This window comes from Aquitalea magnusonii, assembly GCF_002217795.2.
Taxonomy (GTDB): Bacteria; Pseudomonadota; Gammaproteobacteria; order Burkholderiales; family Chromobacteriaceae; genus Aquitalea; species Aquitalea magnusonii_B.
Map to the genome: position 1 here is coordinate 3,499,027 of NZ_AP018823.1, position 16,493 is coordinate 3,515,519.

16 protein-coding genes are annotated in these 16,493 nt (G+C 58.1%); 8 read left to right on the top strand and 8 right to left on the bottom strand.

Annotation, left to right across the window (positions count from 1 at the left end; translation table 11 throughout):
- Nucleotides 1–14 precede the first annotated feature (14 nt).
- A complete protein-coding gene (gene rpsP, locus DLM_RS16645) occupies nt 15–263 on the bottom strand; it encodes a 30S ribosomal protein S16 (protein WP_045846601.1) in 249 nt (82 codons plus the stop codon).
- A gap of 192 nt (nt 264–455) precedes the next feature.
- Nucleotides 456–3,131 carry a bifunctional acetate--CoA ligase family protein/GNAT family N-acetyltransferase gene (locus tag DLM_RS16650; RefSeq protein WP_089085851.1) on the bottom strand — a complete coding sequence of 892 codons (2,676 nt, stop codon included), beginning with the start codon at nt 3,129–3,131 and terminating at the stop codon, nt 456–458.
- A gap of 465 nt (nt 3,132–3,596) precedes the next feature.
- Between DLM_RS16650 and nadA the strand changes: the two genes are divergently transcribed.
- The 5 genes from nadA to rpoS all read left to right on the top strand — a co-directional run bounded on the left by nadA (nt 3,597) and on the right by rpoS (nt 8,161).
- On the top strand, nt 3,597–4,514 hold the full coding sequence (nadA, locus tag DLM_RS16655) for a quinolinate synthase NadA (RefSeq protein WP_089085852.1): 918 nt from the start codon (nt 3,597–3,599) through the stop codon (nt 4,512–4,514).
- Between the two features lie 106 nt (nt 4,515–4,620).
- A complete protein-coding gene (gene surE, locus DLM_RS16660) occupies nt 4,621–5,364 on the top strand; it encodes a 5'/3'-nucleotidase SurE (RefSeq protein ID WP_089085853.1) in 744 nt (247 codons plus the stop codon).
- The gene (locus DLM_RS16665) at nt 5,349–6,017 is read left to right on the top strand and encodes a protein-L-isoaspartate(D-aspartate) O-methyltransferase (RefSeq protein ID WP_089085854.1); all 669 of its coding nucleotides are present in this window, start codon (nt 5,349–5,351) and stop codon (nt 6,015–6,017) included. Before surE ends, DLM_RS16665 begins: the two co-directional genes overlap by 16 nt.
- Nucleotides 6,018–6,093: 76 nt before the next feature.
- Nucleotides 6,094–7,167, top strand: coding sequence for a peptidoglycan DD-metalloendopeptidase family protein (locus tag DLM_RS16670; protein ID WP_231959878.1), 1,074 nt, complete (start codon nt 6,094–6,096; stop codon nt 7,165–7,167).
- A gap of 46 nt (nt 7,168–7,213) precedes the next feature.
- Complete coding sequence (rpoS, locus tag DLM_RS16675; protein WP_089085856.1) at nt 7,214–8,161, top strand: RNA polymerase sigma factor RpoS; 948 nt, start codon at nt 7,214–7,216, stop codon at nt 8,159–8,161.
- Nucleotides 8,162–8,287: 126 nt separating this feature from the next.
- Here the strand turns inward: rpoS and DLM_RS16680 are convergent, their stop codons facing one another.
- From DLM_RS16680 to DLM_RS16690, 3 genes are read right to left on the bottom strand one after another with little or no spacing between them, the layout of a single operon-like run.
- Nucleotides 8,288–10,240 (bottom strand): transglutaminaseTgpA domain-containing protein, encoded by a 1,953-nt coding sequence (locus tag DLM_RS16680; protein WP_089085857.1) that lies wholly within the window; start codon nt 10,238–10,240, stop codon nt 8,288–8,290.
- Nucleotides 10,237–11,187 (bottom strand): DUF58 domain-containing protein, encoded by a 951-nt coding sequence (locus DLM_RS16685; RefSeq protein WP_231959879.1) that lies wholly within the window; start codon nt 11,185–11,187, stop codon nt 10,237–10,239. Before DLM_RS16685 ends, DLM_RS16680 begins: the two co-directional genes overlap by 4 nt.
- Complete coding sequence (locus DLM_RS16690) at nt 11,171–12,070, bottom strand: AAA family ATPase (protein ID WP_089085858.1); 900 nt, start codon at nt 12,068–12,070, stop codon at nt 11,171–11,173. The genes DLM_RS16685 and DLM_RS16690 overlap by 17 nt, the downstream gene beginning before the upstream one ends.
- A gap of 96 nt (nt 12,071–12,166) precedes the next feature.
- Here DLM_RS16690 and DLM_RS16695 point away from each other — a divergent pair, with 96 nt between their 5' ends.
- Nucleotides 12,167–13,126 carry a histone deacetylase family protein gene (locus DLM_RS16695; RefSeq protein WP_089085859.1) on the top strand — a complete coding sequence of 320 codons (960 nt, stop codon included), beginning with the start codon at nt 12,167–12,169 and terminating at the stop codon, nt 13,124–13,126.
- Nucleotides 13,127–13,187: 61 nt separating this feature from the next.
- On the opposite strand, the gene plsY is transcribed toward DLM_RS16695, so the two are convergent.
- Complete coding sequence (plsY, locus tag DLM_RS16700) at nt 13,188–13,814, bottom strand: glycerol-3-phosphate 1-O-acyltransferase PlsY (RefSeq protein WP_062789095.1); 627 nt, start codon at nt 13,812–13,814, stop codon at nt 13,188–13,190.
- 72 nt (nt 13,815–13,886) lie between these two features.
- Here plsY and DLM_RS16705 point away from each other — a divergent pair, with 72 nt between their 5' ends.
- Both DLM_RS16705 and DLM_RS16710 read left to right on the top strand, forming a co-directional pair.
- Nucleotides 13,887–14,246, top strand: a complete 360-nt coding sequence (locus DLM_RS16705; protein ID WP_089085860.1) for a dihydroneopterin aldolase — start codon at nt 13,887–13,889, stop codon at nt 14,244–14,246.
- A 111-nt stretch (nt 14,247–14,357) separates the two neighbouring features.
- Complete coding sequence (locus tag DLM_RS16710; protein WP_089085861.1) at nt 14,358–14,786, top strand: PaaI family thioesterase; 429 nt, start codon at nt 14,358–14,360, stop codon at nt 14,784–14,786.
- Nucleotides 14,787–14,852: 66 nt separating this feature from the next.
- On the opposite strand, the gene DLM_RS16715 is transcribed toward DLM_RS16710, so the two are convergent.
- On the bottom strand, nt 14,853–15,239 hold the full coding sequence (locus DLM_RS16715; protein ID WP_045846613.1) for a group II truncated hemoglobin: 387 nt from the start codon (nt 15,237–15,239) through the stop codon (nt 14,853–14,855).
- A gap of 3 nt (nt 15,240–15,242) precedes the next feature.
- Nucleotides 15,243–16,442 carry a formate-dependent phosphoribosylglycinamide formyltransferase gene (gene purT, locus DLM_RS16720; protein WP_089085862.1) on the bottom strand — a complete coding sequence of 400 codons (1,200 nt, stop codon included), beginning with the start codon at nt 16,440–16,442 and terminating at the stop codon, nt 15,243–15,245.
- Between the last annotated feature and the right edge of the window lie 51 nt (nt 16,443–16,493).

A 16,493-nucleotide genomic window follows, 5' to 3' on the forward strand; every position in this document is an offset into this window, starting at 1 on the left:
GAGTCAACGAACGATTAGGCAGCAACCTTCTGCTCTTTCAGCAGCTTGGCTACAGCGTCGGTAACCTGGGCACCAACGCCGATCCAGTAGTTCAGACGATCGGAAGTCAGGCGCACGCGCTCTTCCTTCTCGTTAGCTACCGGGTTGTAGAAGCCAACGCGCTCGATGAAGCGACCGTCACGACGGTTACGGGAATCGGTCACCACGATGTTGTAGAACGGACGGTTCTTGGCGCCGCCACGTGCCAGACGAATCACTACCATTGTCGATTGTCCTTAGATAAAAACGGTATCGTAGAAAAGCCCACGATTCTATGGCACTTTTCCCTTATCTTGCAAGCGCTTAATACGCCTGCCAGTCCTGCCACCCGTTATCGGTCAGCAGATCAGCCCTGCTTTGACGAAAAAAACCACACCGCTGCTCTGCAATCTGCCAACGACAAGCGTCGCGGCGCATTACAGAATCTTGGTGACGATGGTCAGCGCCCGGTCTTCCGGATGGGTTTCCACGGTAAAGCCCAGCTTGTGCATTAGCTTGAGCATACCCTTGTTGCCGGCCAGCACTTCACCGCGCATCACGGTGAGCCCTTGCTCACGGGCGGCATCGAACAAGGCATTCATCAGGATGTAGCCAATGCCCTTGCCCTGCCATTTGTCCGCCACTTCCAGCGCGAACTCGCAGCCTTCGTTGTCCGGATCGGTAATGAAACGGGCCACGGCTTGCTGTTCTTCCCCTTTTTCTGTTTCGCACGTCATCGCCAGTGCCATTTCGCGGTCGTAGTCCAACTGGGTGAAGCGCACCAGCATGGTTTGCGACAGCTGCTTGATGCTGGACATGTAGCGGTTGTAGCGGCTTTCATCCGACAGCGTGCGGACAAACTCCTGCTGCATCTCGGCATCTTCCGGTCGCACCGGGCGGATGGTGACCTTCATGCCATCGTTCAGCGTGGCGCTGCGTACCATATGCGTGGGGTAAGGCATGATGGCCATGTGGCCGTAGCGCTTCACATCAGGCTTGAGCGGCTCGACGATGATGCGTGCATCCAGCGCAATGACGCCTTTTTCGTCCGCCACCAAGGGGTTGATGTCCATCTCGCGCAACTCTGGCAGCTCGCAGACCATCTCCGACACATGCAGCAGCACATCCACCAGCTCGTCCATATCCACGGCAGGCAGGTTTTTGAAGGCACCCAGCAACTGGCCGATACGGGTCTTGCGTATCATGCTGCCCACCAGGTACTGGTTCAGTGGAGGCAAGGACAGCGCGCGGTCATGCATCACTTCCACCGCAATGCCGCCGGCACCAAAGGTAATCACCGGGCCGAAAGAGCTGTCATGCGTTACGCCCACCATCACCTCGCGCGCAAAGCGGCGTTTGCGCATCGGCTGTACCGAAATGCCGTCAATCCGCGCTTCCGGCATGGCTTGGCGCGCACGCTCCAGAATGCCGCGGAAGGCGGCCCGCAATGTGGCCTCATTACTGATGTTCAGTTCCACCCCGCCCACATCGGACTTGTAAATGATGTCTGCGGAGTCGATCTTCAGCACCACCGGATAGTGGATCTGCTCAGCCAGCACCACCGCTTCGTCTTCAGTACGTGCCAGCAAGGTAGGATTAACCGGGATACGGAAGGCAGCCAGCACCTCTTTGGACTCCCGCTCGGAAAGAATGGTGCGCCCTTCGGCCATGGCACCGGCAATCACCGCACGAGCACGCAGCAGGTCCGGTGCCTCGCGCTTGCCCTCCAGCGGGCCGGGGGTCTGCAGCAATAGCTGCTGGTTGTAGTGATAGGACGCCAGGTTGCGGAATACCTCGATGCCATATTCTGGCGCGCGGAAGTGGGCACACTTGGCCTTGGAGAACAGATCGCGGCTTTCCGATACCTTGGCATCCCCCAACCAGGACAGGAACATCGGCTTGCTGGACTCGCGCTGCAGGCCAATCATCAATTGGGCCGTGGTCAGGTGATCGGTCCCGGCCTGGGGTGTGAAGATCACCAGCACACCATCCACATTCGGATCATCGATACAGGCTTTTACCGCGGTACGGAAACGCACCGGGCTGGCATCACCGATCAGGTCGATCGGGTTGCCATGCGACCAGTTGCGCGGCAAGGCGTTATTGAGCAAGTCCATGGTGGCGTCGCTGAGCTTGGCCAGCTCCACCCCATTGGTGTAAGCGCTATCGGCCGCCAGCACACCGGGGCCAATACCGTTGGTGACAATCGCCAGCCGTTTGCCGCCGACACGGAAATTGGCCGCCAGCACCTTGGCCGCGGTAAACAACTGGGCAATAGAAGACACGCGCAGCACACCGGCACGGGATAATGCTGCGTCAAATACATCGCCACTTTCAATCAGGTTGCTCGAATGCGTGACGCCAGTCACATCATCCTGATACCGGCCGGACTTGATCACCACCACCGGCTTGGTCCGGGCAGCGGCCCGCAAGGCGCTCATGAAGCGGCGCGCATGATGGATGTGGTGAACATGCAACAAAATGCCCTGGGTGAAGTTATCCGCCACCAGGTAATCCAGAATCTCGCCGAAATCGACATCCAGCGCCTCGCCCACCGAAATCACACTGGAAAAACCGATGCCCTTGCTGTCGGCCCAGTCCAGCATGGCCGTACACAAGGCCGATGACTGCGACACCAGCGCCATGTTTCCCGGACGGACCTTACTGGTGTAATTGGTGGCATTGAAGCCAGCCACCGGTCGCATCAGGCCCAATACATTCGGCCCCAGCACACGGATGCCATAGTGGCGGGCGATGGATACCGACTCATTCAGGATTTCCCGCTCCAACTGTTCGCTATCGGAAAACTCCTTGGCCAGCAGCACGGCCTTGATGCCCTTCTTGCCACAATCCTTGATGATGGCCGGCAATGTGCGAATGGCTGTACAAACCACCGCCATGTCAACCGCCGGTTCGATCAGGCGCACCGAGGGAACCGCCGGAATCCCCCCCACCACCTTGTGGTTCAGATTGACCGGAAACAGCTTGCCCTGGAAATTGCCCGCCAGCAGATTGGCAAACACGGCCTGGCCGATCGACCCCGGGGTATCGCTGGCACCGACAACCGCAACCGTGCGCGGCGAAAAGAGCGAAGTAAGGTAGTGAGGCCTCATGGAAGCAGTTCCCGTTTCAGTAATTCAAGCGACAAGACCACGACAGGTGGCAAGCAGCCGCTACGCGCCGCATTCTGTCGGACACATTCGGCATGGCAGGCACACGCCAGCCACACAAAATTCATTTTCATTGCTGCATGTTGCGACAGTATTGTGCATTGCACAACAAGGTGAAACGCGCAGCTTTCACGCCAGCAGAAACAGGCAGTCCAGCTGCCACAGCCCTGCCCGCCACACCATGCTGCCGCAGGCATCTGCCCGTCATGTTGACCTCGGGCAAGCCTGTACCAAATGGATTTTATAGCAAAGCAAACAACCCACCGCTGCAGCCTACGCCGTTTGCAGGTGGTAATCGCACTGCAATATTGCTAACCTTGCCTGCTTGGCAACCCTATTGCGTTGCATTGCAATATATTCATTCAGCCGCCTGCAACCTGATGCAAGGCGAGCAGGAGTCAGCTCATCATGACGAAGCGTGTCGTCACCCTTGCCCACTACTACACCCAGCCTGAAATCCAGCAAATGGCAGACAAAGTGGGTGACAGCCTTGAATTGTCGCTGTTTGCCAAAGAGGCCAATGCCGACATCATCGTATTTGCCGGTGTGCGTTTCATGGCCGAAACCGCCAAAATCCTCAATCCACAGGCAGAAGTCATCCTGCCGGATGCCGGATCAACCTGTTCGCTGGTCACCCAGACCGACGTCACGGCACTCAAGGCATGGCGCGAAAGCCACCCGGACCACGTCCATGTGTCCTACATCAACTCCAGCGCCGAGCATAAGGCCTTGGCCGACTGGATTGTCACCAGCCGCAATGTGGACGACATCATTGCCCACCTGTATGCGGAAGGCAAAAAAGTCATCTTCTCGCCCGACCGCAATATGGGCGGCTACCTGAACGACCAATACGGCTACGACATGCCATTGTGGTCTGCCGTCTGTGAAGTACACGACAAATTCAACGAAGCGGCACTGGAAGAAGCCTTCGCCGCCGCCAGTGGCGAAAAATACCTGATTGCCCACCCGGAAAGCCCCTTGCCGGTACTGAAAAAAGCCGACTACGTTGGCTCCACCTCCGGCATGCTCAATTGGGTCAAGGCCTTCAAGGGCGACAGCAAGGCAGTCATCTTTGTCGCCACCGAAGACGGCATCCTGTACAACATGGGACTGGCCCGCCCCGACCTGGACCTGCGCCAGGCACCGATCTACGCCGGCTGCCAGTGCAACTCCTGTCCCTACATGAAGATGAACACCATCGATGCCGTCAAACGAGCCCAGCAAGGCCAGGGCCTGCGCATCGACTACCTGAGCCAGGAACAGATGGATGCAGCCCGCGTTCCCATTGAACGGATGCTGGAATTCAGCAAGCGCTATTACGCCTGATCAAACCAACCCGCCACGGCGGGTTTTTCTTTGTCTGTCATGCCATGAAGGTTTTCCAGCATGCCATGGCAGCGATACAATCATGCGTCCAACCTGGAAGCACAGCATGAAGTTCCTGATCAGCAATGACGACGGCTATTTCTCTCCCGGCATCCGCACCCTGGCGGAAACGCTGGCACGTCATGGTGAAGTCTTTGTCGTGGCACCAGAACGAGATCGCAGCGGTGCCAGCAACTCGCTGACCCTGGATCGACCATTGACCGTACGTCAGGCCGCCAACGGCTTTCATTATGTCAACGGCACGCCAACCGACTGCGTCCACCTGGCGGTGACAGGTCTGCTGGATTTCCGACCGGACATGATCTTCAGCGGCATCAACCATGGACCCAACATGGGAGATGACACCATCTACTCAGGCACCGTAGCCGCTGCCACAGAAGGCTTCCTGCTCGGCATTCCTTCCATCGCACTCTCACTGGCCGGCTACAGTGGCCAGCACTTCACTACTGCGGCACACGTGGTTGAACAATTGCTAAAACGCTACCGGCAACAGCCATTAACCCGCCCTGTACTGCTCAATGTCAACGTCCCCGACATCCCAATCAATGAACTGCAATCAATGCAAGTCACCCGGCTGGGACGCAGACATCATGCAGAACCCGTCATCAAAGCCAAGAATCCGCGCGGGGAAACGATATACTGGGTAGGCCCGGTCGGCAGTGCACAGGATGCAGGCCCCGGCACCGACTTTGCCGCCATTGCAGGCAAACATGTCTCGGTCACCCCGCTGATGCTGGACTTAACCGCATACGGCCAACTGGACGGAATCACTACATGGCTTCATCCGTGACACAAGACAACCAAGCTTACGGCATGCTATCCGACCGGACCCGTAAGCGCATGGTAGAGCGTTTGCGCCAGGCAGGCGTACAGGATGAACGGGTCCTGTCCGCCATGTCTGAGGTGCCCCGCCACCTGTTTGTCGACCAGGCATTGGCCACGCGTGCCTATGACGACGTGTCACTACCCATTGGCCACGCACAGACCATTTCCCAGCCGCTGACTGTCGCCAAAATGACAGAAATCCTGTTGGCAGGACGCAAACCAGGCAAGGTTCTGGAAATCGGTACCGGTTGCGGCTACCAAACTGCGGTTCTACTCAAGACCGGGGCCGAGGTTTATTCCATTGAACGACTTGGCGCCCTGCTGGACAAAGCAAGACGCAATTTGCGTGCCGCCAAACTTGTCCACGCCCGGCTGGTTCATGGAGATGGCCACTTCGGTCTGGCAGAAGCAGCCCCATTCGAAGGCATCATCATGACTGCCGCAGCGCGTAATATCCCGGAAGCACTGGTTGAACAACTCGCAGAAGGTGGCAGGCTGATCATGCCGGTCGGAGAAACAGAACAGTATTTGTGGTTACTGGAGAAAACCGCCCAGGGACTACAAAAGACACGACTTGACCCAGTGAAATTCGTACCACTTTTGCCCGGTCGTAACTAAATCTTGCAAAAACACAACACATACCTTGTCTGACAATTTACAAAACCCAACTAACTGACATATAAAATCCATAGGCATGCATAAACAGCATTCAAAACACTGGCTTGCGGCATCATTGACAACCGCTTTCCTGGCAGGCTGCAGCAGCATGGCGCAGCAAGCCGCACCGGTTGAGTCCGCCCGACCGGCACCTGTCGCTGCAGTTGCCACGGCCAACAAGACCAGCCCAGCGCCTGTAGCTGATGTCGCGGTAGCCAGTCCGTACAAAAGTAGCGGCAGCATTATTGCCAAACCTGCAGCAGTCAGCACAGGGGAGAAAACCCATGTGGTGCAGCCCGGCGAAAACTTGTTCCGCATTTCACTGAATAACGGGCTGAAATACAAGGATGTGGCAGCCTGGAACAACTTGCAGGACACCAATATCAAGGTGGGCCAGGTTTTACGCCTGACACCACCAGGCACACAGGATAATCAGGCGGTGAAGGCTCAGGAAACGGCTCCAGCAGCACCGCCGCCACAGAAAGCCGCGGTTGAAAGTGGCACGCAGACCACCAACGGCAAGAATTATCCGAAAGCACTGAAACTGCCTTATTCGGAAGAAGCAGCCAAGACGCTGGCACAACAAAGTGAAGGCAGTGTGATAAAGAAAACTGCCCCAGTAAAAATAGGCAGTGCTTCCGCACCTGCAGCTCAGTCCGATAAAAAGGACAGTAGTACACCTGCAGTAATATCGGAAAATAAGAACAAAATTGAAGAAAAATCCCAACCGGCAAACAGTGAAGATGCTGTCGCATGGGCTTGGCCAACAGAAGGCAAGGTGATCCGCGGCTACTCCGATAGCAACAAGGGGGTTGATATCAGTGGCCGCGCCGGCCAAAGCGTCATTGCCGCCGGAGATGGCAAGGTTGTTTACAGCGGGAATGGCTTGAGAGGATATGGCAAGCTCATCATCATCAAGCACAACAAAACATTCCTTTCTGCGTATGCCCACAACAGTCAGTTGCTTGTAAAGGAGGGACAAACTGTCAAGAAAGGGCAGAAGATTGCCGAAATGGGCAATACTGATGCCGATCAGGTAAAACTGCACTTCGAGATCCGCCGCTTCGGGAAACCGGTTGATCCGATGCAGTACCTAGACAACAAGTCCTGACCAGGGGTATCTCCCCCTGCCAGGAACCACCGTAGCGGGGGGAGTTATGAACCAAGACAGCGATATCCTCGAAGAAGAGGAAGTTCTTGAAGAAGAAGTTGCCGAAGAAGTTTCTGCCGAGGCGGAAACCGAAGAGGCATCCGAGCGCCAGAGTGTGACTGAAGAAGTTGCCGATGTGACTCAGATTTATCTGAACGATATCGGAAACAATGCCTTGCTGACACCGGCACAGGAGCTGGAACTGGCTCGCCGTGTTGTGGCAGGCGACTTCGATGCCCGACAAAAGATGATCGAGCACAACTTGCGCCTGGTAGTGAATATTGCCAAGCATTACATCAATCGTGGCCTTGCCCTGCTTGATCTGATTGAAGAAGGCAATATCGGACTGATGCATGCGCTGGAGAAGTTCGATCCAGAGCGTGGCTTCCGTTTCTCCACCTACGCCACTTGGTGGATTCGCCAGAGCATCGAGCGGGCAATCATGAACCAGTCACGAACCATCCGACTGCCGGTTCATGTCATCAAGGAACTGAACGTTTATCTGCGCGCATCACGCCATCTGGAAAGCCAGATGGGACGTGAACCGACACTGGACGAAATTGCCCATCAGGTTGGCAAACCAGTGGAAGATGTACGCAAGGTGATGAACCTGAACGAACGCATGGCGTCGTTGGATGCACCGCTGGATATCGACCCCATGTTATCGATTGGCGAATCGATTCCTGATGAGCAACATGAAGAGCCGGAAATCCAGTTGCACAACAATCAACTGGAACTGTTTGTCAAAGACTGGCTGGCTCAGTTAAATGACAAACAGTGCATGGTGATCGAGCGTCGCTATGGCTTGAATGGTCATGAAATCTGCACTCTGGAAGAATTGGCCGCCGCGCTGAACCTGACAAGGGAACGGGTGCGCCAGATACAGATTGAGGGTCTGGAGCAACTGCGCCGGATTCTGCGCCGCAAAGGCATTTCCCGCGACTTCCTGCTGTAAAACCTGCGCACTCCAGCGCCAGTCGACAACCCCGCCGCCATGGCGGGGTTTCTGTTTAGAATCGTCCGTACCACCAGATACAGACAATACGGTCGCCGCCCGGCTCACGCCCCAGTCCACGAAACTTCACTTCCTTCTGGTCAGATCGGCACAGAAATGCCTGACCCTGCGCAACCACAAGCGTGTTTGCTGCGGTGAACATGCGGCCTGCTGGTAGCGCATGGCGGCATACTCCTTGAGCAATTGCTTGAGCTGAGCATATGCCGGTGTTGGCAGTTTTCTTGCCTTATTCAGCATGTCCAAGGGCCCATCACTGGGCAAGATGACCATACCCTGCCGCAGCAATGCACGCTCCAATAGCATGCGCCCCTGTTGCAAGGGCAAACGCTCCGGATGTCGGCGCCACCACCACAGCAGTGGTAGACAAACCAATACAGCTCCACACAATAGCGCACGCATCACGGCGGCCGTGTCAACAACATCCCCCAGCCCCAGCCATCGGTACAGACTTAATTGTCTGGTTGCGTCATAACCGACAACCCACTGCTGCCAGGCAAAACCGGCAGCCTGCCAACCCTGCTGCACCTGTAACACCCATGCCGGCACCTGTCGGCCTAACACGGGCAGCTGCGTCTGCAGCGCTGGAATACTCCGTACCGGGTCCTGACGGACGCGCTCTGGAGCAACTGCCGCAGTTGGATCTACACGCAGCCATTCGCCACGTTCGGCCAGCCAGACTTCTACCCAGGCATGCGCATCGGTGGAGCGCACTTGCCAGAAGTGACCTAGTGGATTGAATTGTCCGCCCTGATAGCCGGAGACAACCCGGGAGGGAATGCCCGCTGCGCGTGCCATGAACGCAAAGGCCGATGCGTAGTGTTCACAAAAGCCCTGACGCGTTGAAAACATGAAAGCATCAATACTGTTATCACCTTCCAGCAAGGGTGGACTCAAGGTGTAGGCAAAGCCACCAAGGCGGAAATGCAACAGGGCTTCACGTACAAAACCGATACCGTCACCACCTTGACTGCGCCACTGCAAGGCCAACTGGCGACTGGCAGGATTGCCGGGAGGGAGGCGGCGGTAGAAGTCCTGATCACTGCGGCTCAGTTCACTCTGGTAATGGCTGCCGACCAGGCTTTCTGCCGAAATGCGCAATACGTCTTCCTGATCATTGGCAAGCTTGAGCAAATGCCCCGGCTCCAAGCCGCCGCCGGGTGGCGCTGCCAAGGGATAATCCAGCAAGGGCAAGCGTGATCTTGTTGGTTTGCCGGTAAGGCGATACCGTATCCTCTCCCCACCCTGCAGCCGTACTGTTTCCCGCGACAGCCCCCCTACGTTCTGCCAGCGGCGGCCATCAAAATCATCAAAAATCATGATGCGCCAGTAAAGCTGCTCCGGTGCGGGAGCCGGCCCGTCAAACACCACGGAAAACGCCGGCTCATTATGCTGAACCAGTTGGCTGATACTGCCTGGCTCCATACTGTCAGACAGGCCGGTAGCAGCCTGATGTTGCTCATGCGGCATGCTCCACAATGGTCCGGGCAGGCGTGGCATGACCACAAATAACACCAGCATCAGCGGCAGGGACAGCGCCAGCGCCTGTACTGCCACCTTGGCCGGGGTCTGCACCGCACAGCCAGACAGGCGCAGCATCGCCCAGGTCAACACCAGCAGGCTGACCACCAGCCACAGTGCGGACAATGGCGACTGGTCAAACAACAAGGGGATGGCCGTGAGGAAGAAACCGAGTGCCAGCAGCACCTGCCAATCCCGCAACTGCCGCGCTTCAAAACTTTTGAAACCCAGCAGCAGGATCAACAGGGCAGCACCGCCTTCTCGCCCGATCAGGGTATTCAGGTTAAGCCACAGGCCACATACTGATAAACCCAGCAGCGGCAATAACAGCCAAAGTGAGGGCAAACCATGCTGGCGCTGCTGCAAGATGCCACGCAGCAATAACATGGCCAGCACCAGCCCCGGCAACCATACGGGCAGATGAAGGAACAAGGGCAGCATCACCAGCCCAAGTGCCAGCAATACCGCCATTTCACCTTGCCGGAACAAAGAGAAGCTCATGTCGGCAGCCTGAATTCGGCCAAGGCGGCCAAAGCAAGTTCACGCTGGCCCGGCTGTGGCTCCACCACGCGGCCAGGCAGCTGCAAACGGTAATGCTGACCGGCCTTTTCACACTGCAATACCCGCCAGCACAAACGCGAAAGCCGGCTTTCCAGGTCCAGTAGTGCGGGATAGTCCTGCCATGCCAACTGATGCAAGGCCTGACCACGCGGCTGGCTGGCAAAACGCTTGCTGGCCAGCACATCCCGTCGGGCCAGTACGCTCCAGGCGATTTGCCGCGGAGTATCCCCCTGACGGTATTCTCCCAGATGAGAAAAATCCTCCTCGTCATCACCGTGATTCCGGCCCCGCCCATTTTCATGATGGCAGTCCTGATGTTCGCGATCAGGCAAGGGAAGCGGGTAGGCCAACAAGGACGCATCCGGTCGCCACCATGCAAAGGCACGGATCAGCCCGAAAGGTGCAGTACTCCACAGCCTGATGGCGGGATAAGCATGCCAACCACGCTTCTGCAACAGCAGTGCAATGGCAAGCGGCTGCTCCTGCATGGCTGCCAGTGTGCATGACACCAGCTCGCCACCATGTTCTGACTGGAGCTGTAACTGACGAATCAAGTCTGAAGGATTACGCAATTGCAAACGGCACTCGGCACTCTGCCCGACAAACACGCCTTCCGCCGGCACCACCTGCAATTGCAAACCGGCCAGTTGCCGGTATGCCATCAGCACGGCCACCAGCAACAAGCCAAGTACCCAGAACGCCAAAACATAAGCCAGGCTGACCGCATAATTCAGTGCGCCCACCCACACCGCAGCGGCCACCAGCAAGAGCGACAGCCCAAAGCGGGTTGGCAACAGATAGATGCGTCGTTGCCCCAGCTGACAGATGGCCTCCAGCGGCAAACGACGCAGCCACCAGCCGCGCAGTTGCTTACGGAATGGCAACATGTTCCAGCAATGTATTCAGGCTGGCAGTGGCATCTCCGCTCAAACCAAGCCGATGCCCTGCCACGGCAGGGAAAATTGCCTTCACATCCTCAGGCAGCACATGATCGCGCCCCTCCAGCAAGGCCCATGCACGTGCGGCTGCCAGCAAGGCAAGCCCCGCTCGCGGGCTAAGGCCGGTCAGATAGCCGCGATCCTGCCGCGTTGCCTGCAACAGCGCGAGTACATAATCGGCCAGATCGGGCGATACCGTCAGCGCGGCGGCCTTTTGCTGCAACTGCAGCAGGCCATCGCCACTCAGGCAGGGGGTAATGTCCTCCAGCAAGCTACGACGATCCTGCCCCAGCAGCAACGCACGCTCCGCCTCTGCCGCCGGATAACCCAGCGAGATGCGCATCAGGAAACGGTCCAGTTGCGACTCTGGCAGGGGGAATGTTCCCAGTTGCTCGGACGGGTTCTGGGTGGCAATCACAAAAAACGGCACCGGCAGCGGGTGGCTTTCACCATCAATCGAAACCTGGCGCTCTTCCATGGCCTCCAGCAAGGCGGATTGCACCTTGGGCGAAGCACGGTTGATTTCATCGGCCAATAATAGCTGGCTGAACACCGGCCCCTGATGAAAGCGGAAGCTGCCGCTATCCCGCAGGTAGATATTGACGCCCAGGATGTCGGCAGGCAGCAGGTCGCTGGTGAATTGCACGCGCTGGTAATGCAGGCCCAATACCGCAGCCAGGCCATGGGCGAGCGTGGTTTTCCCCACGCCGGGCACATCCTCGATCAGCAGGTGGCCACGGGCAATCAAGCAGGCGAGCGCCAGCCGGATGGCACGGGGCTTGCCCAGGATAAGCGTGTTCAGTTGACGATAGGCAAGGCTGAGTGATTGCATTTGGACCCGGTTGCGCGCAGTATTTATCGAAAATACATAAAAGATAAAACTCGCGTCCATTGTACGCAAACAATCGTACGCAACAAGGAAACGCTCGTGTTAACTTGGCTAAAAAACCGTCTACAGAGAAATGGACTCACTGCCTACATCACCCACCCTGTCTGCCTGCAGCACAATATGGGGGTAGGCCACCCGGAATGCCCGGAACGCCTGGTTGCCATCAAGGACCAACTGATGGCAGCACAGATTTACGACAGCCTGCATGAGGTGGAGGCACCGGAAGTCACCGAGCAGCAACTGGCAAGAGTCCACCCGCCACGCTATGTGGAATACATCGAGGCCTGTGCGCCCACGGTTGGCACCTTCCGCATGGACCCGGATACCGCCATGGCACCGGGCACCCTGCCTGCCGCACGTCGCGCCGCCGGTGCGGTGATCAAGGCGGTGGAACTGGTGTGCGAGGATAAGGCACCCAATGCCTTCTGTGCCATTCGTCCGCCGGGCCATCATGCCGAACACGACAAGGCGATGGGCTTCTGCTTCTTCAACAATATCGCCGTCGGCATTGCCCATGCGCTGTCCACCTACAAGTTTGAGCGGATTGCGGTGATCGACTTCGACGTGCATCACGGCAATGGCACCGAAGACATCTTCCGTGACGACCCGCGCGTGATGATGGTGTCCATCTTCCAGCACCCCTTCTACCCTTACTGCGGCGACAACCCGGCAGGGCCAAACATGGTGAATGTGCCGCTCAAGGCCGGCAGCACCGGGCGGGAATTCCGCGAAGTGGTGGAAAACGTGTGGCTGCCCAGCCTGCACGACTTCCAGCCGCAGATGATCTTTATCTCTGCCGGTTTTGATGCCCACCGCGAGGATGACATGGGTTCACTGGGGCTGGTGGAAGCGGATTATGAGTGGGTAACCCGCCACCTGATGCAGATTGCCGACCAGTATGCCGATGGCCGCATCGTCTCGGTACTGGAGGGCGGCTATGACTTGTCCTCGCTGGCACGCAGCGTAACCGCCCACGTCAAGGTGCTGTCCGACGGCTGATGGCCAAAGGCTGCAAAAAAAGCCACCGCATGCGGTGGCTTTTTAGTTGGTCGGCAAGCGACTAATTGCCCTTTTTCTCGGCCTTCTCGCCAATCTTGCCTTCCTGCCCGGTCAGCAGCTTGATCAGATTGGATTTGTGGCGGTGAATCACCAGGATGGCAATGATGATGCAGGTGCCAAAATACGGCGAGGACGGCTGTACGATGAAATAGGCATACACCGGCACCATCACGCAGGCAACGATGGCGGACAGCGAGGAAATCTTCACCACAAAAGCCATGAACAGCCAGGTGGCAATGGCCGCCAGTGCCAGCCAGATATTGAAACCGAACAGCACGCCCACTGCGGTGGCCACACCCTTGCCGCCCTTGAAGCCGAAGAATACCGGCCACATGTGGCCGATCAGCACCGCCAGTGCCGACATGGCAATGGCCTGCTCACCCAGTCCGTATTGCGGGCCGAACCAGGCCGTCAGCGCCACCGCCACCCAGCCCTTGGCACCATCGCCCAGCAAGGTGAGTACGGCGGCCAGTTTCTTGCCGGTACGCAACACATTGGTGGCACCGGGGTTGCCCGAGCCGTAGCTGCGCGGGTCGGCCATGCCCATGGCCTTGCTCACGATCACGGCAAAAGACAGCGAGCCCAGCAAGTAGGCCGCAACAATGAAGGCAAATGCTGTCGTGGTCATGGTGTATCCATTAGAATAGAAGGCTTCGGATTTTACGGTATCGGGCGACAAAGCCCAACTCCCGACATAGCAATGGACATCATTTTCCTGCGCGAAGTACGCGCCGACACCATTATCGGTGTTTATGAGTGGGAGCGGAAAAATCCGCAAACCATCGAAATCGACCTGGAAATCGGCATTCCCAGTGAAGTGCCCTGCCACAGCGACAATATCGGCGACACCATTCACTACGGTGTGGTGGTGGAACGCTTGCGCAAGGCACTGTCGGAACAGCACTTCCTGCTGCTCGAAGCACTGGCGGAATATATCGCCAAGGTGATTCGCGAAGACTTTGGCGCACCCTGGGTACAGGTTTCCGTCACCAAGCTGGGCATTCTGCCCGGCGTGCGCCGCGTTGGCGTGCTAATCGAGCGTGGTCACCGGCCGCGCTGATTTTTTCACGCCAGATTGTCGCTGTACCCTTGCTCCGTGCATGGCGCTGGCAAATTGACGTTGACGTAATGGTCATGCACCATGGGCCATTATTCTGAGCGAAACCACCCCATGAGCCAGATCAGCGTTGCAGAGTTCCAGGCCTTGATCGACAGCGAACTGCCGCTGGTCAAACTGTTCGGCATGCACACCGAGGACATTGCCAACGGCACGGCCCGCTTGCGCATGCACTTCAACCCCGACCTGATCCGCCCCGGTGGCACCATTGCCGGCCCGGCCCTGATGGCGCTGGCCGATGCCACCCTGTATGCCGTGGTGCTGGGCATGATAGGCAAGGTGGAACTGGCCGTCACCACCAGCCTGAATATCAATTTCCTGCGTAAGCCACCGCAGGAAGATGTGATTGCCGAAGGCCGCATCCTCAAGCTGGGCAAGCGCCTGGCCGTGGGCGAGGTGCTGCTGTATTCCGCGGGCAGTGACGAGCCGGTGGCCCATGTCACCGGTACTTATTCCATTCCGCCGTTGCCCGATAACAGATAAACAAAAACCCTCTGCCGGCAATGACCGTGCAGAGAGTTCTCCGGTTACGCTGAATCAGACCGGCGCTTACTCTTCCTGATTGCGCATGAAGTCCGCGGTGTTATAGAAGGCTTCCAGCAGCTTGGCCTTGAGCCAGTCCTCCACCAGCAGTTCGTTCACCGCCTGGGTCATGCACTGCATCCACTGGTCGCGCATTTCCCCGTCCACGGCAAACGGCATGTGGCGCATGCGCAGGCGCGGATGACCAAACTTTTCCATGTACAAGCCCGGCCCGCCCAGCCAGCCGGACAGGAACATGAACAGCTTTTCCCGCGAACCGGCCAGATCAGCCGGGTGCATGTCGCGCAGCACCTTGACCGAAGGGTCGCTGTCCATGATGTCGTAGAAGCGGTTGGTGAGCCAGCGCACCACGCCTTCACCACCCATCAGCTCGTATGGCGTCATTTCCTGCATGGCTCAGTCCTTTACCGGCTTGACCAGCGAAGCGGCCAGCAAGGCACGCTCACGCGCAGTGGCCACATCATCCGCCTGGGCCACCGCCACGCCCATGCGACGGCGGACAAAGCTTTCCGGCTTGCCGAACAGGCGCAGGTCGGCACCCGGCACCGCCAGTGCTTCGGCCACGCCTTCAAAGGCAATGCCCTGCTCTTCCATGCCACCGTAAATCACCGCCGAGGCACCGGCGCTGCGCAGGCTGGCATCCACCGGCAAGCCCAGAATGGCACGGGCATGCAGTTCGAATTCGGAGAAGCGCTGGGTGGCCAACGTCACCAGCCCGGTATCGTGCGGGCGCGGGCTGACTTCGGAGAACCATACCTGATCGCCCTTGACGAACAGCTCCACCCCGAACAGACCACGTCCGCCCAGCGCATCGGTCACTGCCTTGGCCATTTCACGGGCGCGCAGCAGTGCCAGTTCGCTCATCGGCTGCGGCTGCCAGCTTTCCACGTAGTCGCCGTTCTTTTGCAGATGGCCGATGGGGTCGCAGAAGTGGGTGGCAATACCGCCCTGACCATCGCTGGCACGTACGGTGAGCTGGGTGATTTCGTAATCGAAGTCGATGAAACCTTCGACAATCACCCGGCCCTTGTCCACACGGCCGGCACTGACGGCATATTCCCAGGCTTTGGCCACCTCATCCGGCCCACGCAGCAGCGACTGGCCCTTGCCGCTGGAGGACATTACCGGCTTCACCAGGCAGGGGTAGCCGATGCCGGCGTCGATGGCCTGCTGCAATTCGTCCAGCGAGGAAGCAAAGGCAAACGGCGAAGTGGGCAGGCCCAGCTCGTCCGCCGCCAGACAGCGGATGCCTTCGCGGTTCATGGTGAGGTTGGTGGCACGGGCGGTGGGGATCACCTCGGCCAGACCATCAGCCTCGATGCGCAACAGCTCTTCGGTGGCAATGGCTTCGATTTCCGGCACGATCAGATGCGGGCGCACCTGCTCCACCAGCGCGCGCAGCGCGGCGGCATCCGACATATTGATGACATGGCTGCTGTGAGCCACCTGCATGGCCGGGGCACCGGCGTAGCGGTCTACCGCAATGGTTTCCACCCCCAGGCGCTGCAATGCGATGACAACTTCCTTGCCCAGCTCGCCGCTGCCCAGCAGCATGACACGCAGCGCAGTGGCGCTGTGCGGGGTTCCGATACGCATGGTCCGACTCCAGTTAGAAAATGAAAGAATCCAGGCCGGCATTTTAGCATT